We start from the raw sequence: 26,540 nt of genomic DNA, 5'->3' as shown, positions 1-26,540 counted from the left end.
TTTGACACTCTAAAATTGCAAAAAAGTATGAAAATCAGAAAAAATCGAAATTTTGTGGTAAAAATTAAAAAAGGCTTTGGTACAACACCTAAAGCGGAGCAAGACGACCAAGTTTTAAAAAGCCTAATTTTACCCACCCATTGTTAATGAGCAAGGAAAGAACGGGAGCGCCGTCCGCATTTTTAGGCAAAGCACCTAAAATAAAAAATAACGCTTGAAGATTATTGGTTTGCGTGGGAAATAAGCGCTGCAGAGTGTCAAGAAGCTTCATAGACTGAATAAGGACAAGTTCAAATTTTGCTGTCAAATATCCTTCATCATCAAAAGAAAAAGGTCCACTAATACGCACTGCACCACCTGTATGAAAAGTCAATTCACCTTGCTTTAAAAGTCCACTTTTTCCATACAATCGCTGTTGCCAATTTTTTCCTTCATTTTCAAACAGAAGAGAGGCATCATTTAAAATCCATTTCAAATTGCCATCAATTTTAGGAATATCAACAAAAGAAGATTTTAAAAAGGGAGAAGCATCAAAACCGTCAAAAGTTATATGTCCCGATAAATCATTCTTTTCATGTTTAAGATCAAGTCGAAAAAATTCTGCCGTTATTTTTGGGAAAGCTTCTTTTGGCTCTAACGGCTGAATAATCACGTTATGCGTATTTTGCAAAGATGCCTGATCTTCAATATTTTCTTGTGTCGTTTTTTTATCTGTCGTTTGTGCTCTTAATGCTTCTTGAAGCTTTTGATCTTCAGGGGAAGAGGAAAAAGGTGAAATCTCAAGCCCTTCAGCTATAAACTTCAATGTCTTACCCGTTTTCCAATAAGGTTCTGTTTCAATCATCAAATTGCGCCAACTGGATACTATGGAAGTTTTTCCAGAAAAAACAATTAATGCAGGGGAATGAACATTAAACTCGACCAAATGAGGTGCATAAATTGGTGCACCAGCTGTCAAACGCCCCGTCGATAAAGAAACCCCATGTAAAGGCCAAGAAAATTGAAACTTGTCACAAACAACACCGACACGTAAAGGATAACCATCCTTGTGCACATTCTCACATACCGCCACCATATTATGGGAAGATATTTTTGTGAATATATCAGAAACATAGTCTTCTATTTTACGTGAAAAAAAAACCAGAGCGCGCTATAAATAAATACCAAAGCAAGACAAAAGAGCCCACAAATTAAATAACTCAAAGAAAAACTTTTTTGTGATGATGGTATTTGAAAGGATTTAGACAATATTCAAACTTTCTTTATCTCTTAACTTCCTCCCCACCCTAAAAAGGATAAAGATTCCCAACCACGGTCAGTTTATACACAATCCAACTTCTTAATCGACCGGATTTTATATACTAATCACTTCAAGAAGTCCCTATACATCGTTCTAAAGTACAGTATCTCATAAGCTCAACAAACAAGATTTTCTTAAAAAACCCTTTACACCCTTTAACAAAAAACACCTCATGTGTAAAGTTTTACATAGATTTTCTACCTCTGCCCTAAACCATACTGTTTTACAGCACAAAAAAAATGATAATGAATAGTGTTTCTTAACGATAAAACCATTGAGCACCCCCATCTTTACGCTTATTGAGGAGCAAAGCCAGCACCATCATTATATTTGGCTACCCCCACAATTTTGCGATAGCCCTTGGCACTTAAGACAGTTCATAAGAAGCATTTTTAGTCTTTTCTTATACAGTTTTTGCCCACACGCCAGCCCTACTTGTGACAGCAAGCAAGAGGTTTTTATTGAGTCAACATACACAGGTTTGGAATGAGAAAACCTTACGATATTCGGGGTTCTCATTCAATATGCAAAACAGTAAATTATCTATATAAATCAATGCGTTGTCAATAATCACACAAGTACGGGCGGTGTACAAAAAATCTGGTGTAATGCGCTTTCAAACCATTGGCTCAAAGCTCGATCATAGATTAAACGACCTTTCAAATGTGCACAAGCAGGTTGAGCACCTTTTTCAGTCAATTTATGTGCCGAACGCACGACCAAACGCCGCATCATAGCGCGTGTAAACTCAGCATGAAACTGCAAGCCCCATGCATTGTTTCCATAACGAAAAGCTTGTGTAGGATATGTATTCCCTGTTGCCAAAAGCATTGCCTCTTTCGGTAAATCATAAATACCTTCATCATGGAAATGGTAGACCATTTCTGGCCAATTCATCAATTCCTTCCCTTGTGGGGTTGCTTCTAGTGGATACCAGCCGACTTCAACAGTCCCATCACTTCTTGTACCAACGCGCCCCCCTAGATTTCGCGCTAACATTTGTGCTCCAAGACAAATACCCAAAAAAGGCTTATTTTCCTTTAGTGATAACGAAATCCAATCAATTTCCTCACCAATATAAGCTTCGCTGTCATTCACACTCATCGGCCCCCCTAAAATAACAACGCCGGCATAATGCTCTAATGTATCAGGGAGTTTTTGTCCAAAAATAGGACGATAAATATCAAGAACAAAACCTTTTTGTTGTAAAAATTTTCCCAAACGACCAGTATAGGTAGACCGCCGATGAATAACGACAGCAATCCTTGGTTTGTTATTTTTTTGTTTTTTATCAAGACATCTCTGATTTAAAAACATTTTTTAACCAATCACCTCTGCTACCAAGCAAAACTTTATTTTTAAAGCATAAGAGAATAATTTTATTGGAAAAGACTAACGATATTTTTTCTTCTAGGTCAATTGTTTCTTCTGAGAAAACATTCGTATTATCACATTGGTGCAATTTAAAATAAACGAAACTTTTTCCTCGATAAAGATGTTTCTTCTTCTATTTTAACCCCTGGATCATCAACATTTAAATGAATTTGACTGAACATTTTTACATCTTGTTCTTTTATATCTTGTTTCTCCACCTGCGCATTATGCAAAAGAGAATTATCTATAGGTGTTAATTTTTCCAGCTTCTTATCTTCAACATCATCACTTTTTCCCATAACATACTCTTTGTCTTGCTTTTTCGGCACAATATTGTCCGCCTCTAATGTGAGAGAAGGCATACAGGGAGGCGCCTTCCATTCAAAACAGCCCAAACGTCCACTGATTGGAGAAACCGCTGACCAAGAAGAAAAAATGGACCCATCACACATCCATACTGGATCACGTTCAGCACGAAGTGCTAAAGAAAGCCATTGACGCACAGCACCTTGATTGTTTCCCTGTGCCTCTTCAATATCTGCCAACAATAAATAAACACTTTCCCGTGGATGACATTGTAATGCTTTTTGTGCCTTCTCTCTTGCTAATGCTGTTTCACCAGCATCCAAAGCTGCTTTAGCAATAAGGAAAGCCGACTCAAATGCATCTTTATTATAAGAAGCAAGTGTCTTAGCCCTTTTCAATCGCCCAATGGCTCCTTCTTCTCTTTCAAGATAAAGCGTCCCCAAATCAGGATGAGGATTCTTTTGCCAAGCCGCTATAATCATTTTATCCGCTTTACGCGTTTCATTTAACTTATAAAGAATATCAGCAGCAATAACTATTATTGGAACAAAATCAGGCGCCAATTTATGGGCTTTCAAAATAGCTTCACGTGCTTGTACAGGATGTGTATCAAACAAAGAAAGTGCCTGCCCACTTAGTAGTAAAACCTGTATATGCTGCCGCTCTGGAGTCGCGCGAGCAGAACGCGGGAGAGCTTTTTGCGTTCTTTCAAAAACAGTAAGTGCCTTATCCCATTTACCTTCAGCACTTAACCGATCAAGCACCGCCTTATGCGCCCATAAAAGTGCTGGCGATAAGGTCAGTGCCTCTTCGGCATATTGTTGCGCTGCCTCATAAGCTTTACTCTTCATTGCTTCACGAAACAAACCATAAAGTCCAACCAGTTTTGTCGGATCTTCCTTTCTCATCTCCTCATAAAGACCGATGGCGCGAACAGAGTCATTTTGTAAAGACAAGGTTTGCGCCTGTAAGAGTTTTACCAATGGCTCTTGTTTTCCTGCAAGATATTTAGCAACCCGTGCTTCCATTTTTTGCGCAACCATACTATCACCAGCAAAAGTTGCAAGAATCCCCTTTGAAAGAGCTTCGTAACCACGCTTTTGGTGGCGTTTATAAAAATAATTGGAAAGAGCACTCGGTATGGAAAAAAAGAAAGATAATAACCACCATAAAAGCACCAGCGTTATAAAAAACAAAATAAGCACACTTAACACTGTAAGAAATGAAGCAGAAAATCTGAAATGCAAAAATGTGAGAACAAAAATACCATTGTGATTAGCAACCCACGTGAAAGCTAAACCGAGGATACAAACAACAAAAATATAAATAAAAACACGTATCATCTTGGGCCTATTTACATCTTTGTTGCTTTAAAAGATCCTTGTTGCACAGACAATAACAATTGCTGCAACAACTGTTGAATAGCAATATGTCTTTCAAGCTGCTTAACAAAATCCATTGAAACATCTTTTGCACTTTGAGGCAATGATTGCCATTCGCTCAAAGCCTTTTCGTAATCACCAGCTTGAATGGCAACTTCCATGCGTGCCGCAATAGCCTCCAGCGTTGTCCCTTCAACATTTCCAATCGGTCGCGAAACAATGAGCCCTTTTATCCACGCTAAAATTCGGTCAAAAAAACCAGCATCTGACGCAACAAGATTTTGCGTACCAACAATTGCATCGGCAACATGAGCAAAATCAACTGAAAGTTGTGCTGAACTTGGAAGACCCACAGTAGCTGTTTTTTGCAACACATCAAGTCCATTAATTGAAGGCGATAATTGTTGTAATAGCTTTAATTCATTATTATAAGATCCACCACGCTCTACAGCATTTTTTAATGAACTAATTGCAGTAAAGAGCGCGGTATCTATTTCTTTTTTCTTACTATTTTTAACAGCAGTTTCTTCCTGTAGTGCTTCTAACTGTTGTTTTAACGCAGCAAGATCATTTGCATTGCTCTGCCCAACAGACAAAGCCGTCTCTATCTCTTTCGACTTTCTAACAAAAGTTTGTACAATTTCTTCAAGAGCTTTTACTTTTTCCTCTAAAATCGCAAAAGCTTTTTTGCTTTCTTCTTTCGATAGTTCATCATTTTTCGTTGTTTTAAACTGTTGTGATGAAAAAGAAGACAACTCTGTTTTTAACGCATCGATTTCTTGAAAGACCCGCCTCAATTGTTCCTTTGTGTCTTCACCTTGACTTTTTGCGGCTTCAGCAATCTGCAAAGCTTTTTCTCCTCCAGCAGAATTTTCCACAAAAGGAGAAGGAAAAAAACCAGCCCATTGAAGCCCCATAAAAATTCCCAAAGCAATGAATCCTCCCAAAATCCCAGAAAGGGATAAGAAAAGCCAAGTTGTACTAGAGGGACTTTTATCCTGACCTTGCATATTCTGTTTTTCTCGCGCATGAGATTCTACAGAATTGTGGATTTTTTCCTCTGAATCATGGGGAACAGCTTCATGTTCAATAACTGGTTTCTTACGGCGCGTACCAGCATAATGTGGTTTAACTTTTGGTTTTGAAGAATCGACCATCTCTGTCACTTTTCGTGCACACTTTTTTTAATGATAAAATAATAAAATGAAAAAAGTTTTAAAAACGCAGCTTTTCTCAATAATATTTACAAGTATCGCCTTTAATAGACAAGTTTTTAAAAAAACATTTGCATTTTATACTCGAAAATACAGCTTTATTTTTTAATCAACGATATCATAAAATTCAAAGAAATAGAAAAAACAATTCTAAGAGAAATACTTTCCATCTTTTTCTGTTCATGGTACGCACGCAAGAAAGAAGCTTCAATATAAGGTTTTGTTTAAAATGCGTCTGCTGGGAATAGAAACAAGTTGTGATGAAACGGCAGCGGCTGTCATTGAATATAACAATGAATCAAACAGCCGAATTCTTTCCAATGTTGTTTGGAGTCAAATTGATCACCATGCACCTTACGGCGGTGTTGTTCCTGAAATTGCTGCTCGTGCCCATGTTGAAGTTCTTGATCATTTAATTCTGCAAGCACTAACAGAAGCAAATACAAAATTAAAAGATATTGATGGCATTGCAGCCACCAGTGGTCCTGGTTTGATAGGAGGATTGTTGGTAGGTGTTATGAGCGCAAAAGCACTCTCTCTTGCCACTGGCAAACCATTTATTGCGGTAAATCACTTAGAGGGACATGCTTTAACAGCTGTGTTAACGCACAACGTCAGCTTTCCTTATTTATTACTTTTAGTTTCAGGAGGTCATACACAAACAATCATTGTTCATGGAGTAGGCAACTACCAACGTTTAGGAACCACCATTGATGATGCATTAGGAGAAGCCTTTGATAAAACTGCAAAACTTTTAGGTCTTCCCTATCCTGGTGGACCAGCACTTGAAAAAGCAGCTTTATTTGGTGATAAAAATCGCATTCCCCTTCCACGACCTTTAAAAGGTGAAAAACGGTTAGATTTTTCTTTTTCCGGACTAAAAACTGCTGTTCGACAAGCCGCAACAGCCATAGCTCCCCTTACAGAAAATGATATTGCAGACATTGCTGCAAGTTTTCAAGCCGCCGTGACCGATACAGTACATGATCGTATTCACCTAGCCCTACAACACTTTGCCCACCAATATCCTCTCTCTCATGATCAAGAAAAGCGTTCTCCTGCTTTGGTTGTCGCAGGCGGTGTTGCCGCAAACCAAGCCATTCGCTCTACGTTGCAAGACCTTGCCCATCAACATGGTTTTGAATTTATAGCCCCTCCTCTTTCCTTGTGTACCGATAATGCTGCAATGATTGCTTTTGCCGGTGCACAAAAACTCGCACGAGGAGAAACAAGCTCTCTTGACATTGCACCCCGCTCACGCTGGCCATTAGATGAAAAAGCCGCACCCTTGATCGGGATGGGACGCCGTGGAACAAAAGCATAATAAAATTGACGTCCCACACACACCTTAAAGAACGAAGATTTCTACTCAATCCGGTTTATAGATAGCCCGAATTCTCTATCGAGCAGATTCCAACCTGCTTCCCATTCACACAATTCACTTAACCCAAAGCTCGACACGTAAACCTAAATATTCACCACATATTCTGAAAACCTTCATGTTTCAAAAAACTGCCTTATATCATTACATTTCAAATGACGGTATTTTACAGCATAATAAGCTCTACTCTCTCCCACGAAGCATAGATATGAATGCCATTCGTTGACCTCTTCATCTTTGACCATTCATTCGTTTCATTATCATTGTAATCTTAAAGCTTTTTAGAACCAATTTTCTTCATTTTTTCCCAAAAACTCTTATAGTGACCGCATTTCAAACCATAGCTGAAAAGATAAGAAAAGAGCAAAATACCTTTATACAACATGAAATATCAATGGAGCGCGTCTCTCTATTTTGAAACAAGAAAAAACAGATAATAGCCGTTCTTTACCCCATTTTAAAAATCATCGTTGATGGTATTACAAAGATACTTATAAAAATACATAACAGTCTATGAAAAAGGAGAACTCATGGCTTATTGGCTTTTTAAATCTGAACCCCATAAATGGTCATGGGAGATGCAAAAGAAAAAAGGAGTTAATGGCGAACAATGGGATGGTGTACGCAATTATCAAGCCCGTAATAATATGCGCGCTATGAAATATGGCGATAAAGGTTTTTTTTATCATTCAAATAAAGGTTTAGAAATTGTAGGAATTGTAGAAATATGTGCTGAAGCGCACCCTGATTCTACAAGCTCTGATCCACGCTGGGAATGTGTGGACATCCGTGCACTTTGTGACATGCCAACACCTGTTTCATTAAAACAAATTAAAGCCAATCCCAAACTAGCAAATATGGTGCTGGTCAAAGCCAGCCGCTTATCAGTGCAACCCGTAACAGAAGATGAATGGAAAGAAGTCTGTTTGATGGGCAACCTTAAGGAGGAAATGCTTTTATCTTAAAACAATAATTTTTTATTCATTAACTCATATAAAAAGATGCTTCATAGCGCAGAAGAATAAGCTCAACACATCCTTCTGTTGAGGTATTCTTATGCTAAATGCATAAATATGATATTTTTTATCCTGCACTCTTTCTCAATACAGTCTCCTTCCAAATTACACAAAAAGCCTCTTTATGATGCATCTTTTCGGCATTGCTAAAGGCAAAGCTTGCTCAACGATTATAATAAGCACCACCACGAACATAACACACAGCCCCCTTCACACACAAATGCAACAAAAAAACAAAACTGAACGTGGATAAAAACAATAAAAACGATCGTGAAGTTCTCCTAAACAGTGCATATGTGCTAGGTGTTGCACAATTCTCTTCACGCTTAAAAAACGCATCATATTGCGTGTTCATTGTTTTGCATGTTGGACGAGTGCGCCTCATGCCGCAGGATTCTCTCATTCCCAACCTGTTTATATTGAATCAATCAAAAGCTATTTGCTTGCACATTACAAGCGGAGAAAGTCCCATATGGATAAAAACCGTGAAAGAAAGGACTAAAAATTCCTCCTATGAATCGTCTCAAGTGCCAAGGACTATCCGCAACACCCACGAGCTGGCAAAGTGAATGATAGTGCTAGCTTGTTTCTCCATAAAGCGTAAAGATGATGACACTCAATAGCTAAAACACGTTCTAGAACATAAAAAACGCTTCCAACCAATACGTAAAATACTCTGCAGACGGAATACCTTCTTTTCAGCAAGCAACCATTAGAAATTATAAAAGTTTATTTTTTAGAAACGCTCTTTTTTAATTTTTCTCTTTTAATTTTTCTTGCATGAAATCTCATTTTTCATGAAACTATACCAATCAGTGCATCAACATGCCTATAAGGAACAACATGAACCACTATACTCTTTTAATCGTTGAAGATGATGATCTACGCCCCATTTTAGTAGAACAATTGCAAATGCATCAAGAGTTTAAAATTTTCCAAGCAAAAACAGCAGAAGCGGGAATGAAAATAATCCAAGAAGAAAATATTGATCTCACTATTTTGGGACTTCAACTTCCTGATCTTGATGGTTGCAAAGCAGTTAAACAATTACGCTCCCAAGGATTTCGTGCCCCCATTATCATGATAACGAATTATGATACAGACTGCGATAATATTTTAGATCTTGAAACAGGCGCCAATGATTATGTGACAAAACCCTTTCGCTTTGCGGTGTTATTAGCGAGAATTCGAGCACAGTTGCGCCAATATGAACAAAATGAAGACGCAACCTTTCATATTGGTCCCTATACTTTTAAACTAAGACAAAAACTTCTTCTTGATCAATGCAACAATAAAATCTGTCTCACAGAAAAAGAAGCAGCGATCCTTAAATGTCTCTATTATGCCAATGATAAAATTGTCAGCCGTGAAACATTGTTAGAACAAGTTTGGGGATATAATGAAAATATTGTCACCCATACTTTAGAAACCCACATCTATCGTTTGCGACAAAAAATCGAAAACGATCCCTCCAATGCACAAATTCTCATGACAGATCAAAATGGTTACCGTTTAAATCTTTAATTCGAGATTTACTGTTTCAAAAATAATTTTAATATCCTAAATGAAAACAGAAACGAGATGAAAAAAACTTCGCGTATAATTCAAATGCTATTACATAAAACTTACTCTTATCTGTACTCTTATAACAAAATATATAACATTATGAATAAAAAACGAAATATTCAACATGATAACCAGAAACAAAAATGCTTTCAAACCTCACGATATACTTTGTAACTTCTGTTTCACATACTTTTGTTCTTTCTAAAATTTTTAATATGTTCCGCATATAAATAATCGTGATATCTTTTAGCAACATTCTTGATCATAACTATCATCTTTAGATGAGTGCTATTTATGATTATTTTTTTCAGAAAAACCGCTCCACGCAATGCTTTATCTCATATTCACTAGCCTAAATTGAGAGATGTTTTTTATCTTTATAGTTTTCCTCCATTCTTTATGATTTTATCTCCTCTTAAGAGGTTGTATAATTAATGATATAACGCTAAATGTTTATCCTAACGATAAAGCCACTGAGCACCACCATCTTTACCCTTATAAAAGAACAAGCCGGCACCATCACACACTTTGTTAGATTTCAATGTTGCAGAGGAGCCCTTGACACTTGAGAGATGGTTCATAAGAAGCATTTTAATCCTTCCTTGTACAGTTTTTAACCACCATGAACCATATTATGCAAGATCCCTTGGACTCTGCTATTTTTATGCTTACGAAGATACCAGCATTTTTTCTCTTAAAATGTTTCCACTATTCATGAAATATGGTTCAGTATATAGATACTTGAGATTTTTTATTCACATGCCAATTCCACATATAATGTACAAAAGAATATTTTTTAATTGTAAATGCAAAAAATTGAAATAAGAGAATCCTTCTATATTTGCGGTTCTTATGCCAAAGGCAAAATGATTAATTATCTTTATAAATTAAAATATTTCGCACTTGTGGTGATAACGCAGGAATAAAAATACGTCGCGACTGACGACGCTGTACGAGCAAACCCTGATAAACACGTTTTTGTGCCTGACACATTAAGAGTCCACCAAAATAAGGCAAAAGATAGCGTGCAAATGGCTCATAAAAAAATGAGAACAACCGCGAAACATAACCCGTAGAGGGCATATAATGTACAATTTCTTGTATTGGCCCAGAAACAAAATTTGTTTTTTCGAACAAACGAGTAATTTGTTGCCGACTATAGGGTTCGCCATAACCAAAGGGCGTAGTAATATTGCGCGCCCAAAAGCCAGAGCGATTAGGTACAATAACGATCAAGTGGCCATTGGGTGCTAAAACACGCCATATTTCATTCAACGTTTCAAACGAATTTTCTGTATATTCTAATGCATGTACCAATAAAATACAGTCAACTGACGCATCAGGAAGTGGCAAATCTTCTTCAAAAACAAGCGCTGTAGCAACTTGCTCAGCACAAGGCCAAGGCGAAGCACCCTGAGAAGCTGGCATAAAAGCAAAACATTGTTGGGCACGTTCACGCAATGTAGAAAGATAAGGAAGCGCATAACCCAACCCCATAATCCGTTTATCCGTAAGATCAGGCCACCATAAATTCAATTGGTCACACAGCGTCTTTTGCACACGCAGCCCAAGTGCAGAAGCATAAAAATCTTTCAGCGTAACGATATCCAACTCAACATACCATGTAGAAACAAATTTCAAACATTACAGATTTTCATATACCAAACTTATATGGACTTCTGCTCTTTTTCCGCAATAGCGAACATTTTAATATTTCATATTTTAAACTTAAATGATCAAAAAATCAGTACAGCAGGATAATTATTGCCTTACAAGCACTTTAATCATTTTTTGGGAGATGAACTCCATAGAGGTTCTTCATACACTGTTTTTGACATCAATTAAGAAAAAAGCCAACATTGGTTAATTAAAATGAAGCAATCTTTCAAGATAGTTTTTTTCTTCTTCTGAAAGATGCTCTTTACCAAGACGTTTGCGAATTTCATCCAAAATCTGCCGCGTACGCATTTGATCACTTTCTTGTGGTAGTGCCTCACCTTCTTGTTCTTCATCTGTTTTTGAAGAAAGTGGACGTCCTAACGGATCTTTAGGACCAGAATCAGCATTTTGATCATCTCCCGTTTCTTTAAGTGTTTCGCGCATTTTTTTCAAAACATTTTGTGCACCTTGCCTCAAAGATTCCAAAGCATCAGACTGATTTTGTATAGATACCTGATGATTTCCATTATCAAGAGCATTTTCCGCAGAATTCATTTTTTCTTCTGCCCTTTTCAACGCGCCCCCTGTTTCAAATCCTTGTTCTGATAATTCTTTTTCTAATGTTGATAATTCAGACTGCAATTCAGCTTGACGTTTTTTTAAAGATTTTTTTTGTGTTTCTGGCACATCTTCTCCGCGTTTTTGTTCCATCTCTAACTGATGTGTTTCATTGAGAATTTCTTGCTGACGACGCATTAAATCTCCAAGCTGGTCCATCTTTTCTTTCATTTGTGCAGATTGGCTTTTTTCTCCCTCATTTTGATTGCCTTTTTGCACATGCAAATGATCAAGCGTCTGTTCAACTTCCGCCAAGAGTTGTTCAGCTGCTAAAGAAGAGCCCGTTTTAGCCATTTCCTCAATTAAATTTAGTTTTTCTTGTAATGTAGATTCAGAAAGATTAGGACTTTTTGAGCTTTTAGAATTTTTAGAAACTTGACTATCCGGTGCTTTTTCAGCCAAAGCATGAATATACTCATCCATAGCTTGACGTAAATCTGCCATAAGCCGTTCAATTTCTGCCGCTGAAGCACCATAACGCAGTGCATCACGTAAAGCAGCTTGTGCTTGTTTTAACTTTTTTTGCACGGATTCAAGCTGATTATCTTCAATACCCAAAGCAATTTGCCATAAATAATCCACCACATCGCGCAAATCCTCGTCTGTTTGTGCTAAAGAAAGTCTTGTCCACGCACTTTGTAGAACAATAAAATGCGATGCATTTTGCAACCCCTTTTCTGGACGCACAAGCAAAGCAGAAAGCATATCCAATACACGCTCTTTCACAGAAGCATCAAGAGCTAATAGACGACGCAATTCAACCACTGCGCGTGCAACAGGATTCGAAAAAACACGCTGTGGTAATATCATAACAAAAGTTTTGCTACGCCCTTTCTGCCCCGCACCATCTTCTGCCACCAAAGTAATTTTGACTTGCGAACCTGCCCATGGATGCGCTGATATATCTTGCACCATTCGCATTTTCCCCTTTCCACCACGCGGAAGAAGAAGCTCTATTTCCGGAGCATTATAAAGAGAAGAAGCACTTTTATTCTGAGGAAGAAAAGGCTCTATTTCAACAAAAGCCTTTGTCACACCATAATCATCATCCACCACATATCGTAACTCCAACGATCCCGTTAAAATCCTCCCTGGTTTTTCCAGCCAATGAATTGTCGGAAGCTTGTCCTTAATTATCTGCAAATGCCACTGCTGTTTTTTACGACGTGATGATACAAATAAATTTATTGAATGCTTTAAATGTGTTTCAAAATGAACGATTGGATCATTCAAAGCTGTTTGTTCCGTTTTCTCTAAAAACGAAACTTCCCTCCCATCTTCTACAGACTTTGCTTTTACTGTAATACCAGCTCCATTGACAACACGCACAACAACATTACTCCCTTCAGGGATTTCTAGTTGTGTTTTCTCATCTTTTGTCAAATAAATCGGTGCCACACCGGTATAAGCTGGGGGTGTTACCCAAGCATCAATCCGCATGAGTTTTTCATCAACGACAGGACGAAAATCAAAGGCATCAGCCAAACGCCCCCCTTGTGAACCAAAAGAAAAACTAAAAGCGCACACAAAAAGAAGAGCACACAAAGCCCTCAAAGCCAAAGGATCATAATCCGCACTATTAAGAGAGATAAATCCAGTTTTTAAATGGTATAATTGCTTTGCCATTCGGCGTTGATGTTCACGCCAAATAACAGCACTAAAATCTTCATCATTTTCAGAACATAAACGATCTGTCTGAATATTCAAAGGCTGGTGTCTAAGATCATTGACGCGTTCAAGGCGGCAATTTACTTCCCGCATTGTGGGAAACCGAAAACGAATAAGAAAAAACAAACTTGCCCCAGCACAAACAAGTATAACCCCAAGTAAGAGCAAATGTGACCAATAGCCCAAAATGCCAAAAAGTCCCAACCAGCTAAACGAACAAAAGAGACTAAGAACGAGGAAAAATGGCAACAACCGTACCCACATCCGTTCAAATGAAAGGATCCCCCACATCAAAATGCGCACACACAAAAGCTTCATTGCAAAACCTTTGATGTTTTTATTTTTCATAAACAAGCATTTATCCCCTTTTATCGTGGTGCATTAAGATCATAAACCCCATACAAAACAATTTCTAGAAAATAAATTGTTTCATCAAAGTTTAGTAAAAATAAGACCCAAAATATTTAATAATGCTCAATCTAATTTGGGCTCAATCCAATCTGGAATATGATCACAGCCTATCAATTGTGCATAATCAAGGCGTGGACGAATGACTGCATAACGTGTATCCTGAACCAAAACTTCCGGCACCAAAAGTCGACTATTATAAGTGCTTGCCATCACTGCGCCATAAGCCCCTGCTCCTGTTAACATCAAAACATCACCCGCTTTCAACACTGGTAAAGAACGTTCCAAGCCTAAATAATCACCAGTTTCACAAATGGGACCAACAATATCAGCATTAATCAGAGGGGCATCTACTGGTGTTTTTTTCACTGGCATTACATTTTGCCACGCATCATAAAGCGTTGGACGCATGAAGTCATTCATCGCCGCATCAACAATAACAAAATTTCGTCCTTCCCCCTTTTTTAAATACACAACCGATGTCACCAACACACCAGCCTCACCAACAATACTACGCCCAGGTTCTAAGATAATATTGATCCCTAAAGGCGCAATATGTTTCTTTACCAGTGCTGCATACTCAAAAGGAGAAGGTACTGGATGTTGCTCATAACCATAAGAAATACCAAGCCCGCCCCCAATATCGATATGGGTTATCGCATAACCATTATTCCATAATTGACGCACAAAATCTGCAACAATAACAAATGCATCTTCAAACGGTTTTAAATCACAAATTTGACTGCCAATATGGAGATCAACACCACACACATGAAGACCGGGCAATTGGGCTGCTTTTTTATATGCATCACCCGCCAAAGACAGTGGAATACCAAATTTATTCTCAGACTTACCTGTTGTAATTTTCTTGTGAGTCTTAGCATCCACATCAGGATTAATACGTAAAGAAATACGAGCCGTTTTTGAAAGCGCAGCAGCCCGCGCCGATAATTGTTCAAGTTCTGGCTCTGATTCAACGTTAAAACAATAAATATCTTGTGCAAGAGCAAAATCTATTTCTTTCACTGTTTTACCAACACCAGAATAAACAATATTCTGCGCAGGAATACCAACAGCAAGTGCACGCCGTAATTCCCCTTCTGAGACCACATCAGCTCCCGCTCCATTGTTAGCTAAAAGTTGTAAAACCGCTTGATTGGAATTCGCTTTAACCGCATAAGCAATTAAACTCGGCATATCATGAAATGCATTCTGATAATCTTTAAAATGTGCAACGATTGCGCTAGCTGAATAACAATAAAAAGGTGTTTCAACTTTCCGCGCAAGTTCCAAAAGCGAAAGACCTTCAGCGTGGAGCACACCTTGATGATAAGAAAAAAAACGCATAAAAATCCCTATTGTATTAACCGATCAAGAATAAAAGGTTTATCTGTTTTGCCTTGAGGAACAAAAGTTCCTTGTGAAGAATTCACTCCTGTTGAAGGAGGTAACTCTAATGACCCTTTACGCCCACACCCAACGATACCCAAGCCCCCCAAAAGGACAATCATCACCCCCTTTAATATAATTTTCATCTGTCCTCTTTCCTCATCTCGATCTCTTTTTTACCTTTAAAATACAATCACTCAAGCGTTCACGAGACGCTTTTTCCAATACGCAATTTGCCGAAAAACCTCTGAAGGCGCTGTTCCCCCAAAGCTTTTGCGACTTTCAACAGATTTTTCAACGGTCAAAACATCAAAAAGTGTCGCATTGATATCAGGACAAATTGCTTGAAGTTCATCTAATGATAAATCATGGAGGCGACACTGTTTTTTTTCTGCCAATGCCACAGCACACCCTGTGATGTGATGTGCTTCGCGAAAAGGAATCTCTGATTCGCGTACAAGCCAATCAGCAAAATCTGTAGCTGTTGCATACCCTAAATTCGCTGCTTGTTTCATGGCTTTTTTATTCACTTTCAAATCAGCAATCATCCCTGTCATTGCTGCTAGTGATAATTCCAAACTCAAAGCCCCATCAAACACATATTCTTTATCTTCTTGCATATCCTTTGAATAAGCAAGCGGTAATCCTTTCATCACCGTTAACAATCCCATAAGCGCACCATTCAATCGACCTGCTTTCGCTCGTACTAACTCTGCCGCATCAGGATTTCTCTTTTGTGGCATAATAGACGAACCCGTTGAAAAAGCATCTGATAAATGAATAAAACAAAACTGTTCACTTGACCAAAGAATTATTTCTTCTGCTAAACGTGAAAGATGTGTTGCACAAAGAGCGCCAGCGCTTAAAAATTCCAATGCAAAGTCACGATCTGAAACACTATCAATTGAATTGCGTGTAGGTTCGCGAAAGCCTAGCGCTTTTGCTGTCATAAAACGGTCAATTGGAAAGCCTGTCCCCGCTAAAGCAGCCGCTCCTAAAGGCGATTCATTCATTCGCTCAAGAGCATCACGCATCCGCGATAAATCTCGACCAAACATTTCAACATAAGCCATCATATAATGACCCAATGTTACGGGTTGAGCCAATTGTAAATGCGTAAAGCCTGGCATAAAGGTATCAACATGTTGTTCTGCGCGAATAAGTAATTGCTCTATCAATCCTTTTAAAGCTTGTGCTATCTTTTGCGTTGCTTCACGTACCCACAAGCGAAAATCAACAGCAACTTGATCATTGCGTGAACGCGCCGTATGCAAACGCCCAGCTACAGGACCTATCAATTCGCTCAGCCGCGCTTCAATATTCATATGAATATCTTCAAGCTTTCGTGAAAAAACAAATTTACCGTCTTCAATTTCTTGGCGAATAAGTTTCAAACCATGAACAATTTTTTCATAATCTGATTGTGAAATGATTTTCGTTTGCGCTAACATAGCTGCATGAGAAAGAGAACCTTCAATATCTTGTCGATAAAGTTTTTGATCAAAATCAATAGAAGCATTAATTTCTTCCATAATTGCAGCAGGGCCTGCCGCAAACCGACCACCCCACATTTGGTTCTTTAACTTCTCATCTGTCATATTCTGAAAACACCCATCCAAAGGACAAAATTATGATTTTTCAAATTTTCATCAGCAAAAAAAACAATAAAAAAAGGCAACTTTCCCTTGCATTCTTTATCATTGCATTGAGTTTATACGCAACCATAAACTACGATACCAAAAGAGAGTTTTTTCTTTTCAATTTCATTTCAGCAGCACAAGCACAAGAAATAAACATTAATAAAGCACGAGCAGAAAAAATGATGGCGATACGAAAAGCAGCAAAAGGCTTTTTTAGCCACATACGATTTGCTGATACGCCCTCAGATATGAATAAACTCTCTTTCAAGGATATTCTAGGAAAAGAGCACACACTCAGCGAATTTACTGGAAAACCAATGCTGGTCAATCTATGGGCTATTTGGTGTGCACCTTGCCGCACAGAAATGCCTGAACTTGCGCAATTAAAACGTGAATTAGGTGGAGAAAACTTTGATGTCATAGCTATTAATATCGATAAAACTGCTTCTCCTGAAAAAATTCAGCAATTTTTACAGAATATTCATTCAGATAATTTGCTTTACTATCGCGATGAAACAATGGATATTTTCAACAATGTTAGAAAACAGGGGCTCGCTTTAGGACTCCCCATTACATTGCTCATTGATAAAGAGGGATATCTCATTGCTTCTTTCAATGGTGCAGCTCCATGGGCCAATGACGATGCCAAAGCACTTATAAAAGCAGTCATTAAAGAAGCCCTATAACTTTAATAACCGCGTCTTTTTAAACGTTGTATAACAAGATCCAGTGCTGACAAAAAAGCAGAACGGTCTTTACGAGAAAAAGGACGGGGACCACCTATTATACTGCCCTGTCCACGCAAATCTTCCATCAAATTGCGCATCGCCAAAGCCTGACCAATTGAATTTACATCAAAAATACGCCCCGTTGGCGAAAGACAAAAACCCCCAGCTTGCACAACCCGTGCTGCTAAAGGAATATCACTGGTAATAACGATACTTGCCTCATGCACATGTTCTACAATCCAATCATCAGCACCATTGAATTCACCAGCAACGACCACTCTTTCAATGAGTGCTTCATCTGGAAGGGACAAAGAACGATTTGCCACAACAAATGTCTTAAGCTGATAACGATTCATCACACGATAAACTTCATCTTTTACAGGACAAGCATCCGCATCAATCAACAAAGTGATAGCAGGCTTTATTGGGATATTCATACCTTGGCTTTCAAGCAATAATAAGCTCTTTCATTCATCTGAATGTTGCAAATCCTTGCGATAAAACATTATCGCCGCGTTTATTTCTCCTCCCAAAATAAAAATTGCACTCAATATGTAGAGAAAAATAATAGCAACCATAATAGATGCCAACCCTGCATAGGTAGAAATATAATCAAACATCGTTAAATATTGCGCAAAAGCGATAGAAGCCATAAACCATATAAACATTGTCACCACTATTCCTGGTAAAATATCTATAATTTTCCGCCGCCCTGCTGGAAGCCATTTATGAACAATCAAAAGACTGATAAACAAAATAACGATTGCAACTGTATAACGCCATACACGAATAACAGCAATATATTCAGTCATAAAAAAAGAATGATTTTGCATAATTTTGATCAACAAAGGCGCCAGAATCAATAAAAAACTAATCACAACAAGACCAACAGCTCCAAGGATTACAAAAAACAGACTTTGAAAACGACAAAATAACAAACTCCGTCGATCAGTAACACGGTAAGCTTTATTTAAAGCCGTACGCAAAGCCTCTATCCCATTAGAAGCAAAATAAGCCGCTCCAATGACAGAAAGCGTCAGCACACCTCCTCGATGAATAGTTAAAACATTGACAATTTCCTGAGATAAAGGCTCTGCAATAACATCAGGCAATAACTGCACCAGTGCTTTAATTTTTTGCGGTGTATAGGTAAAAGCCCCTAGAAAACGAGCAAACGATGTTCCAAAAATAAAAAAAGGGAAAAATGCTAAAAGCCCCGATAGCGCAACATGGCTTGCAAAAGCACTCCCATTATCACGCCAATAATGACTTACTGCGTCACCCAAAATACGATAGCTATACCAAAAGATATTTTTTAACAAAACTCAATACTTTCTGGTAAAACTCTTCCTCAGTCTATTTCAAGTTTTATAAAAATCATCAAAACTCTGCAAATAAACATTTTGCAATGTTGCAATATAAAGGTCAATAATCAATACGGTCAAGCCCGACTTTATACCAAAACAAAAACAATAACCCACTCTATGAAGTTCTACAACGACCTCATTTTTTTGTTACTTCTACAGATCAGTAACCTCTTCTGTACATCATATGCCCTATAGAGAGCTAAGCAAGATGATCGTGCACACATAAAACCTTTTGAAGTCATGATTATCTGTATCGGAGCAATCGCCCCTCCTTTTTATTGCAATCTATGACTGAATAAAGAAAAAACTTCTTATCGATTTCTAGAAAAAACCAACGAAATTCAACAAAACCCCCTTGCTTTTATTCACCCTTTTTTAGAAACACTCTGACGTCCAAAATCAGGAGCATCAATTTCCTGTCCAGCATCAATAATATTGCGACGTACAGCACGCGTACGTGTAAAAAAGTTAAACAGTGTCTCACCATCTCCTAAATGAATTGCCCGTTCTAAAAAAGCAAGCCCCTCACTAAAACGGCTCAACATTTCTAAAATAGCATCCTTATTATGCAAACAAATATCTCGCCACATAACGGGATCAGAAGATGCTAAACGCGTAAAATCACGAAAACCAGAAGCGGAATAAGCAATCACTTCCGAATTTGTTACTTTTTCTAAATCACTCGCTGTCCCAACAGTATTATACGCAATCAAATGGGGTAAATGTGAAACAATAGCCAAAACAAGATCATGATGCTTAGGTTCCATCTTTTCGACACGCGCACCACAAGCTTCCCAAAACGCTGTTAATTGTGCGACAGCAGCAGCATCGCTATCCGCAAAAGGCGTTAAAATACACCAACGATTCATAAATAAATCAGCAAAACCAGCATCCGGTCCTGAATATTCCGTTCCAGCAATTGGATGCCCTGGAATAAAATGAACCGTTTTTGGCAATAAAGGTGCCATTTCCGCAATAACCAACGCTTTCGTAGAACCAACATCACTCACAATCGCTCCAAGTTTTAAATGATCACGAATAGTTTTTGCCACTTCTGCACTAGCTCCAACAGGAACAGAAAGAATAACCAAATCTGCTCCTTCAACAGCTTTTGCATTATCTGTCGTATAAAAATCCCCAAGCTCCAATTCACGCGCTCTTTTCAGGGTTTCTGGACGACGTGTTGCAATAGAAATCTGAGCCGCAAGATTTTTCTTTTTAATCACTCTTGCTAAAGAAGACCCAATCAGACCGATCCCAATGAGTGCTATTTTTTCAAACTGAATATGGAGCATCTTTCACCTTCAAAGATTCTTTGCAAATGGCAATAAAGACAATTGTAAAATCACAATTTTCTTGTTTGTTTGTTCAAGAGTTATGCGTAAAACATTAAAAAATGACAACTAGGGAATAAAGAATAACGCAGTTTACCAATTATCACCTGCGCAAGCTGACAACAGATCAATTTACCTAGAAAACACATAAAAAATAAATGACGAGAAATCTAACATCACGCTCTAAAACTCCCTCTTAATTACTGATCAAAGCGCATCACCGAAACAAAATAAAATGCACTCTCAATTAGGATAACAACGACTCTACATAAAATCCCATCAGTTTACTTTATCTTACTAATTTACTCACAAAAAAACACATCAAAAGCGTAAGCGGACACTAACTCTTCTCCAATTATCCCGATACGTTCATTAATTTGTACATTAGACCTATATAAAAACGTATTACGCCTCCACCTACAACATCAACATAAGTTTCGCGAATATTGAAAACACCGTAAAACAACGCATACCAAAAGATACCATTTAAAACATTTTTCTCTCCCGATTCCGGATACCATAAATCAAATAAATATGAGAAAAACACGCCCTCTCAATAAAGAAAAAGTTTGGATAACAAAAACACTGAACATCCCTTTAATGGAATCACAACCCTCGCGTAAAATAGAACGCCCTAAATAGAATAGATTTGGATTACAAATTCATGCGTTTGTTTTAAAAAGGCATCTCGCTCCTCAGCCTATCTCACGACAATGTTCGTAAATATTATAACTATAAATCCATTAAGCACGACCCTCTTTACACTTAATAAAACACTATTATTATATTTTCCTACCCCCAATGTTGCAAAAAACCTTGGAATTTTAGAGCATTCATAAGAGGCATTTTTAGTGCTTTCTTGCACAGTTTTTATCCACACGCCCCCACTTATGACGTGTAAAAGACATTGTTCTGATTGATTCAATATAAAAAATAATAAATTATTAATAATAAACAATGGCTAGCTTTGTTTATGAGACACATTCATTGCTAAGATAATCATCTCTGTATCAAACATAAAAGTTTCCCCATAGGTGCTGTCGTTTTCATCATAATCTATTTTGACCTTCTCCTCATCCCACGAAGATTCTTAATTCATACAGATCTGCACACCGTTCATTTTCTTGTCTAAAAGATTCCTCTGGCTCACTATTTTATGTGATTCAATTAATCTATAGTATATTGATTTATAAAAATAATAATTTTTTTCAATTTGAATCATAACTTCGAATACTGTAAAATTCTTCCATCACAAACCCTCTTATCAATTAAAATCTCTTTTCTACACGTCACAAGAAGACATGTGAGCAAAATGATGAAAAACGCTCTCTAATGCTAAAAACTGTAGCAACATTAGAGGCTAGCAAAGTATATAATGAGTGTCGACTTGCACTTTTATTAAGCGTAAAGATAGAGTTGCTCTATGGGTTTTATATTCTTCACAAGGAACTTTACTTCTACACCATTCATAAACACCGCCGCGAAATAGATATGACGCGCATTAAAAAATATTTCTAAGAAAGCGTATGAATCTACCATACAAGTGTCTTCTGTTGTTTGAGATACTCTGTTTTACATGGGGGTGTTACTCCATTAAGACTCTATGAACCAACCTAATATTCACCAAATATCCACACAAAAAAACATCGAATACATAAAATTTGATATGAGCCTCGTATCACTACTCTAAAAAACAGTACTTTACGATACAACAAAATAATAAAACTGTTTCAAAATGGCCTTTTGAAAATAAACTATTTCTTTTGAAGAAAAATTTCTATCAAGCTTTCAAGCTCCTAAAATGCATCCTCAAAAATACAAGTTCCACCAACCTCTACTTGATAGCATAACAGTTTTAATTGCTGAAAATGCCTCTGTGGTATACCAAAAATAAAAAATCATTATATTTCTAGTCTGTTAAGCTGCCATCTGGCGTCGTGCAATAATTGTAAGCCCTAACAAAACTTGACGAATGATAGCTTCGCCCAAAAGTGGATTTTTACGACTGTCTAAAACAGCACTCTGAATTCTTTCCATTGCATAAGAAATTTGTTCTAATTTCCAATATTTTAAAGCTTGTTCAACGATCTTTTTCCGTTGAAAAAAAATGGGAGGACGAGCTTCAGAAACCACCGTAAAAGGCGATTTTCCTTCAACCTCTACCTGATAACGCAATAGCTGTAATTGCTGAAAATGCCTTTGAGCTGTACTCAAAATTAAAAAAAGTGCCCCATGCACTGCTGCATGTCGATTAAAATGCACTTCAAAGCCTGATATATCGCCCAATAAAAGAGCATCAATGACTTCATCTTGAGAAAGAGCACTGACATCGCTTACAACAGCTTTCACATCTTCAAGAGTAACGTGAGCATTTGCAGCGTAAAGACAAAGCTTTTCTAATTCACCTCGTGATACAAGGCGATCCGCCCCTAAACATTCATGCAACCATCTACGTGCATCTAAAGAAAGAGTCTTCTTAAACTGTCCTAAAACCTCATCAATCAAACCGTCAAGAGAACGCATATCATCGGCAAAACAGGGCAAAGCCATCGCTTTTGATGCCGTTTCAACAGCATTGCGCAACCCTGTTCCTTTTTTTAAATCCCCTGCCTCAATGAGAATAAAACAAGCTTCTGGTGGCTTCTCAATTAAAAGTTTTAAAGCAGCAAGAAAACCTTTTTGGTTAGCAGCATTAGAGATCCATATCAAACGATCTCCCCCAAAAAGCGATAACGTACGCGCTTCATTTTCCAAACGTGCAGGATCTTTATCAATTTCAGCAGCATCCAAACGAATTGTCGAAAATGGATCTTCTATTGCTACCCGTGTAAGTTTTGCAAAACATTGTGCACGCTCACAAATAAGACCACGATCTGGCCCATAAATGAGAACAATAGGAAAAGCACGTGAAAAACGCATTAGAAACTGATCAACTTCATGTGCTTTTTTCTGAGCCACACTATTAATCCATTAACAGTTCATCATCATCAAGAACTTCCCCGCGAACTTTCTGAAACATGCCAATTAAATCATTGACATTCAAGCCCTTACGCTCTTCATGACAGACATCCAAAATCACTTTTCCACCATGCAACATCAAGGTGCGATCGCCATAATCAAGAGCCTGACGCATAGAATGAGTCACCATGATAGTCGTTAATTTTTTCTCTTCAACGATTTTTTCAGTCAACCGCATCACAAAATCAGCCATTCCAGGATCAAGTGCTGAGGTATGTTCATCAAGCAATAAAACATCCGCATGTGCTAATGTTGCCATCACAAGACAAACTGCTTGGCGTTGCCCACCTGATAAACTATCCATAGGATTATGAATATATGCTTCAAGACCAATGCCTAATTGAGCAATTTTCTCTCGAAAAAATTGCCGTTTCTCATAATTTAACGCCGCACGCAAACCACGACGACTTCCTCGAAGAGCAGCAAGAGCCAAATTTTCTTCAATTGTTAAAGAACCACAACTTCCCTCTAACGAATCTTGAAAAACACAAGCAATTTTTCCAGCGCGTTCACTGACTGATTGCCTAGAAACATTTTGTCCATTGATAACCACTTTCCCTGTTGAAGGAAGCGTTGCACCCGCTAAAACACTGAGCAAAGTTGATTTACCAGCACCATTTGAACCAATAACCGTAACAAAACTACCCTGATCAATTTTCAGGTTAATATCAATTAAAGCCTGTTTTTCCAAAGGTGTTTGCGGTTTAAATGTGACCCCAACATGAAAAAATTCAATCACGTTTACGCCTCCTCCAATAGCGTGGCACAATAAGGGTTAAAATAACCAACAGTGAAGTAATCAACTGAAGATCTGTCGACGTATCAATACCAATTCCATTTGCTTCAAATGCAAATTGCACCGCCACACGATAAAGCACAGACCCTACAATACAGCTGATTATAATCCAAAAAATATTGCGCGTACGAAAGAGAGTTTCACCGATAATCACGGCTGCCAATCCAAAAACAATTGTTCCAATTCCACCGGTAATATCTGTTGCAATCGCAGTTTGAATATAAAGAGAACCACCAAGTGCCACACACGCATTGGAAAGCCCCATTCCAAAATATATCAATGCTGATGTATGAACACCTTGCGCCGTCGCCATGCGTGGATTAGCTCCCATTGCACGCATAGCAAGACCAATTTCACTTTCCAAAAAGCGCCAAATCAAAAACGCCATAACGAGCAACACAATACCAACGAAAAGAGGACGCACAAAAATATCAGACAAACCAAACAGATTATAAAAGGGCGTTAACGCAGTATCAGCAAGAGCTAAATTAACATTAGACCCTCCCATAATTCCCATAATACGAAGATTAACCGTATAAAGTGCCGACATTGTTAAAATAGAAGCTAAAAGATTCAAAATGCCAAAACGCAAATTCAACATAGCCGTTAATAAACCAGCCACCATACCTGCACAAAAAGCACATGCCATAGCTGTCCATGCATTGAAACCCAAGAGAATCAAAACACCACAGACACAGGAACCAAGAAGAAACGATCCATCAACTGTTAAATCAGGAAAATCTAAAACCCGAAATGAAAGATAAACCCCTATAGCAACAAACGCATAAATAAGGCCTAATTCCACAGCACCAGAAAACGCAAATATATTCATGTAAAAACAATCTCCATGAAAACTTAACGTATTTTTATAGGATCAACACTTTGATCAATAAAAGTTATTGAATCACTTTTGTTGCACGGTCAATAACTGCCTGCGGAATAACAATCCCTGCTTTTTGGGCTGCTTTCAAATCAATTCGAATGTCATTATTAGCTGCCTGTACAACATCAATATCACCAGGTTTTTCACCCTTTAGAATACGCACGACCAATTTTCCAGCATCAACCCCTACATCATAGAAATTCACACCTTGCGTCATAAAAGGCCCGCGCCCGATAGTATTAGCATCAACAGTAAATACAGGCATATTGGCTTCCTCTGAGACCTTTATTGCACCTTCTAAAACAGATAAAATCGTATTATCAGCAGGAACAAAAATAATATCGACCTTACCGATTAAAGCGCGTGTTGCTGCCTGCACATCTGAAGGCTTTGGTGCCGATGAGGGAATAATTTCAATTCCAGCTTTTTTTGCTACATCCTTTAACGTTTTAAGTGTCGAAACAGAATTTGCCTCAGAAGCATTATAAAGATAACCAATTTTTTTCAAATCTGGTTTTACTTCTTGTAAAAGTCTAACACTTTCTGCAACATCTATACGATCAGAACTCCCCGTCATATTACCGCCAGGTTTGGTAAGTGAAGAAACGATTTTAGCTCCGATAGGATCAGAAATCGCTGCAAAGACGATAGGAATTGTTTTTGTTGCCGCAAGCATCGTTTGTGCTGAAGGCGTGGTAATTGCTACAATAACATCTGGTTTATCACCAACAAATTTACGTGCAATTTGCGTTGCTGTTGAAATATTACCCTGCGCTGATAAAAAGGTAAGTTGAAAATTTTCACCTTGCTTATAACCATTTGCTGCAAGCACATCTTCTACACCTTTACGAACAGCATCCGCAGCAGGATGAACCATAATTTGCGTTATTGCAACTTTAACGTGTTTAACTTGGTCATCGGCCTTTGCAACACTGTTCATCATAAAAACAGTTGCAATGATAATCCCTAATATATTTATTCTCTTCAACATTATATTCCACCCCTCTCCATGCAAAAATTAAAAAAGGAATAATTTATTACTGAAGAATTTTCTAAAATCAATCTTTATTTCATTTTATTTAAACATGGACAAAATAAATCAAACTAAAATGATATTTTTTTGTTGCAATTCGTAGAAGCCTACGCCATACAGACAAGACATATATCGAATCGGTAAGCGGGTGTAGCTCAGGGGTAGAGCACAACCTTGCCAAGGTTGGGGTCGTGGGTTCGAATCCCATCGCCCGCTCCATTGAATTTTGTATTTGTTCGTTCTTGTATGGAGTTATAGCTTGTCATCGGTTGTTGTAGCTGTATGTAGCTTGCCAGCAGGTTTTGTATATTTTTCCACTCGGTTCTGTATCAATTTACTTTTTTCAAAGTTTTTCTAAGAGTCGTAATTTCTTGTGAAGCATCTATTGGATTGGGGCTTAGATCTAAGATAATAATTTTTAACTTAGACGGATTTTTTTACAGCCCCCGTATAAAAGATT

21 protein-coding genes and 1 tRNA gene are annotated in these 26,540 nt (G+C 37.9%); 5 read left to right on the top strand and 17 right to left on the bottom strand.

Going from position 1 to position 26,540, the window contains the following annotated elements; translation table 11 throughout:
- Positions 1-88: 88 nt before the first annotated feature.
- The 4 genes from ACFIK0_RS01070 to ACFIK0_RS01055 all read right to left on the bottom strand — a co-directional run bounded on the left by ACFIK0_RS01070 (position 89) and on the right by ACFIK0_RS01055 (position 5,519).
- On the bottom strand, positions 89-1,075 hold the full coding sequence (locus ACFIK0_RS01070; RefSeq protein WP_375663353.1) for a DUF2125 domain-containing protein: 987 nt from the start codon (positions 1,073-1,075) through the stop codon (positions 89-91).
- Between the two features lie 795 nt (positions 1,076-1,870).
- The gene (locus ACFIK0_RS01065; RefSeq protein WP_273790078.1) at positions 1,871-2,617 is read right to left on the bottom strand and encodes a glutamine amidotransferase; all 747 of its coding nucleotides are present in this window, start codon (positions 2,615-2,617) and stop codon (positions 1,871-1,873) included.
- Between the two features lie 146 nt (positions 2,618-2,763).
- The gene (locus tag ACFIK0_RS01060; RefSeq protein ID WP_375663352.1) at positions 2,764-4,323 is read right to left on the bottom strand and encodes a heme biosynthesis protein HemY; all 1,560 of its coding nucleotides are present in this window, start codon (positions 4,321-4,323) and stop codon (positions 2,764-2,766) included.
- 11 nt (positions 4,324-4,334) lie between these two features.
- Entirely contained in the window at positions 4,335-5,519 is a 1,185-nt protein-coding gene (locus ACFIK0_RS01055) for a COG4223 family protein (RefSeq protein WP_375663351.1), read from the bottom strand.
- Between the two features lie 286 nt (positions 5,520-5,805).
- Here ACFIK0_RS01055 and tsaD point away from each other — a divergent pair, with 286 nt between their 5' ends.
- The 3 genes from tsaD (at position 5,806) to ACFIK0_RS01040 (ending at position 9,497) form a co-directional block, all read left to right on the top strand.
- Positions 5,806-6,900: a tRNA (adenosine(37)-N6)-threonylcarbamoyltransferase complex transferase subunit TsaD gene (gene tsaD, locus ACFIK0_RS01050; protein WP_375663350.1), complete on the top strand. Its 1,095-nt coding sequence runs from the start codon at positions 5,806-5,808 to the stop codon at positions 6,898-6,900.
- A 587-nt stretch (positions 6,901-7,487) separates the two neighbouring features.
- The gene (locus ACFIK0_RS01045) at positions 7,488-7,922 is read left to right on the top strand and encodes an EVE domain-containing protein (protein WP_273790082.1); all 435 of its coding nucleotides are present in this window, start codon (positions 7,488-7,490) and stop codon (positions 7,920-7,922) included.
- Positions 7,923-8,816: 894 nt separating this feature from the next.
- A complete protein-coding gene (locus ACFIK0_RS01040) occupies positions 8,817-9,497 on the top strand; it encodes a response regulator transcription factor (protein WP_375630684.1) in 681 nt (226 codons plus the stop codon).
- A gap of 500 nt (positions 9,498-9,997) precedes the next feature.
- Here ACFIK0_RS01040 and ACFIK0_RS01035 read toward each other — a convergent pair whose 3' ends face one another.
- The 6 genes from ACFIK0_RS01035 to argH all read right to left on the bottom strand — a co-directional run bounded on the left by ACFIK0_RS01035 (position 9,998) and on the right by argH (position 16,879).
- Positions 9,998-10,129: a DUF4102 domain-containing protein gene (locus ACFIK0_RS01035; RefSeq protein WP_375630682.1), complete on the bottom strand. Its 132-nt coding sequence runs from the start codon at positions 10,127-10,129 to the stop codon at positions 9,998-10,000.
- Positions 10,130-10,409: 280 nt separating this feature from the next.
- Entirely contained in the window at positions 10,410-11,180 is a 771-nt protein-coding gene (locus ACFIK0_RS01030) for a class I SAM-dependent methyltransferase (RefSeq protein WP_273790085.1), read from the bottom strand.
- Positions 11,181-11,402: 222 nt separating this feature from the next.
- Positions 11,403-13,832 carry a TIGR02302 family protein gene (locus ACFIK0_RS01025; RefSeq protein WP_375663349.1) on the bottom strand — a complete coding sequence of 810 codons (2,430 nt, stop codon included), beginning with the start codon at positions 13,830-13,832 and terminating at the stop codon, positions 11,403-11,405.
- A gap of 126 nt (positions 13,833-13,958) precedes the next feature.
- Complete coding sequence (lysA, locus tag ACFIK0_RS01020) at positions 13,959-15,239, bottom strand: diaminopimelate decarboxylase (protein WP_375659812.1); 1,281 nt, start codon at positions 15,237-15,239, stop codon at positions 13,959-13,961.
- An 8-nt stretch (positions 15,240-15,247) separates the two neighbouring features.
- Positions 15,248-15,427 (bottom strand): LPS translocon maturation chaperone LptM, encoded by a 180-nt coding sequence (locus tag ACFIK0_RS01015; RefSeq protein WP_273790088.1) that lies wholly within the window; start codon positions 15,425-15,427, stop codon positions 15,248-15,250.
- Between the two features lie 51 nt (positions 15,428-15,478).
- Positions 15,479-16,879: an argininosuccinate lyase gene (gene argH, locus ACFIK0_RS01010; protein ID WP_375663348.1), complete on the bottom strand. Its 1,401-nt coding sequence runs from the start codon at positions 16,877-16,879 to the stop codon at positions 15,479-15,481.
- A 32-nt stretch (positions 16,880-16,911) separates the two neighbouring features.
- Here argH and ACFIK0_RS01005 point away from each other — a divergent pair, with 32 nt between their 5' ends.
- Complete coding sequence (locus ACFIK0_RS01005; protein WP_273790090.1) at positions 16,912-17,607, top strand: TlpA disulfide reductase family protein; 696 nt, start codon at positions 16,912-16,914, stop codon at positions 17,605-17,607.
- Positions 17,608-17,609: 2 nt separating this feature from the next.
- Here ACFIK0_RS01005 and ACFIK0_RS01000 read toward each other — a convergent pair whose 3' ends face one another.
- From ACFIK0_RS01000 to ACFIK0_RS00970, 7 genes are all read right to left on the bottom strand, one after another.
- Positions 17,610-18,086, bottom strand: a complete 477-nt coding sequence (locus tag ACFIK0_RS01000; RefSeq protein WP_273790302.1) for a YaiI/YqxD family protein — start codon at positions 18,084-18,086, stop codon at positions 17,610-17,612.
- A 30-nt stretch (positions 18,087-18,116) separates the two neighbouring features.
- Complete coding sequence (locus ACFIK0_RS00995) at positions 18,117-18,971, bottom strand: YihY/virulence factor BrkB family protein (RefSeq protein WP_273790091.1); 855 nt, start codon at positions 18,969-18,971, stop codon at positions 18,117-18,119.
- Between the two features lie 410 nt (positions 18,972-19,381).
- Positions 19,382-20,311 carry a prephenate/arogenate dehydrogenase family protein gene (locus tag ACFIK0_RS00990; RefSeq protein ID WP_375618338.1) on the bottom strand — a complete coding sequence of 310 codons (930 nt, stop codon included), beginning with the start codon at positions 20,309-20,311 and terminating at the stop codon, positions 19,382-19,384.
- 1,956 nt (positions 20,312-22,267) lie between these two features.
- Positions 22,268-23,308 carry a DNA polymerase III subunit delta gene (gene holA, locus ACFIK0_RS00985; RefSeq protein ID WP_375663347.1) on the bottom strand — a complete coding sequence of 347 codons (1,041 nt, stop codon included), beginning with the start codon at positions 23,306-23,308 and terminating at the stop codon, positions 22,268-22,270.
- Positions 23,309-23,312: 4 nt separating this feature from the next.
- Positions 23,313-24,107 carry an ABC transporter ATP-binding protein gene (locus tag ACFIK0_RS00980; protein WP_273790094.1) on the bottom strand — a complete coding sequence of 265 codons (795 nt, stop codon included), beginning with the start codon at positions 24,105-24,107 and terminating at the stop codon, positions 23,313-23,315.
- A complete protein-coding gene (locus tag ACFIK0_RS00975; protein ID WP_273790095.1) occupies positions 24,100-24,996 on the bottom strand; it encodes an ABC transporter permease in 897 nt (298 codons plus the stop codon). Before ACFIK0_RS00975 ends, ACFIK0_RS00980 begins: the two co-directional genes overlap by 8 nt.
- A gap of 64 nt (positions 24,997-25,060) precedes the next feature.
- Positions 25,061-26,038, bottom strand: a complete 978-nt coding sequence (locus tag ACFIK0_RS00970; RefSeq protein WP_273790096.1) for an ABC transporter substrate-binding protein — start codon at positions 26,036-26,038, stop codon at positions 25,061-25,063.
- A 186-nt stretch (positions 26,039-26,224) separates the two neighbouring features.
- Here ACFIK0_RS00970 and ACFIK0_RS00965 point away from each other — a divergent pair.
- Positions 26,225-26,299 (top strand) — tRNA-Gly (locus tag ACFIK0_RS00965).
- Positions 26,300-26,540: the final 241 nt, after the last annotated feature.

The sequence above is a fragment of the Bartonella sp. CL63NXGY genome, assembly GCF_042194905.1.
Lineage (GTDB): Bacteria > Pseudomonadota > Alphaproteobacteria > Rhizobiales > Rhizobiaceae > Bartonella.
This window is presented reverse-complemented; position numbering and strand designations above follow the sequence as displayed.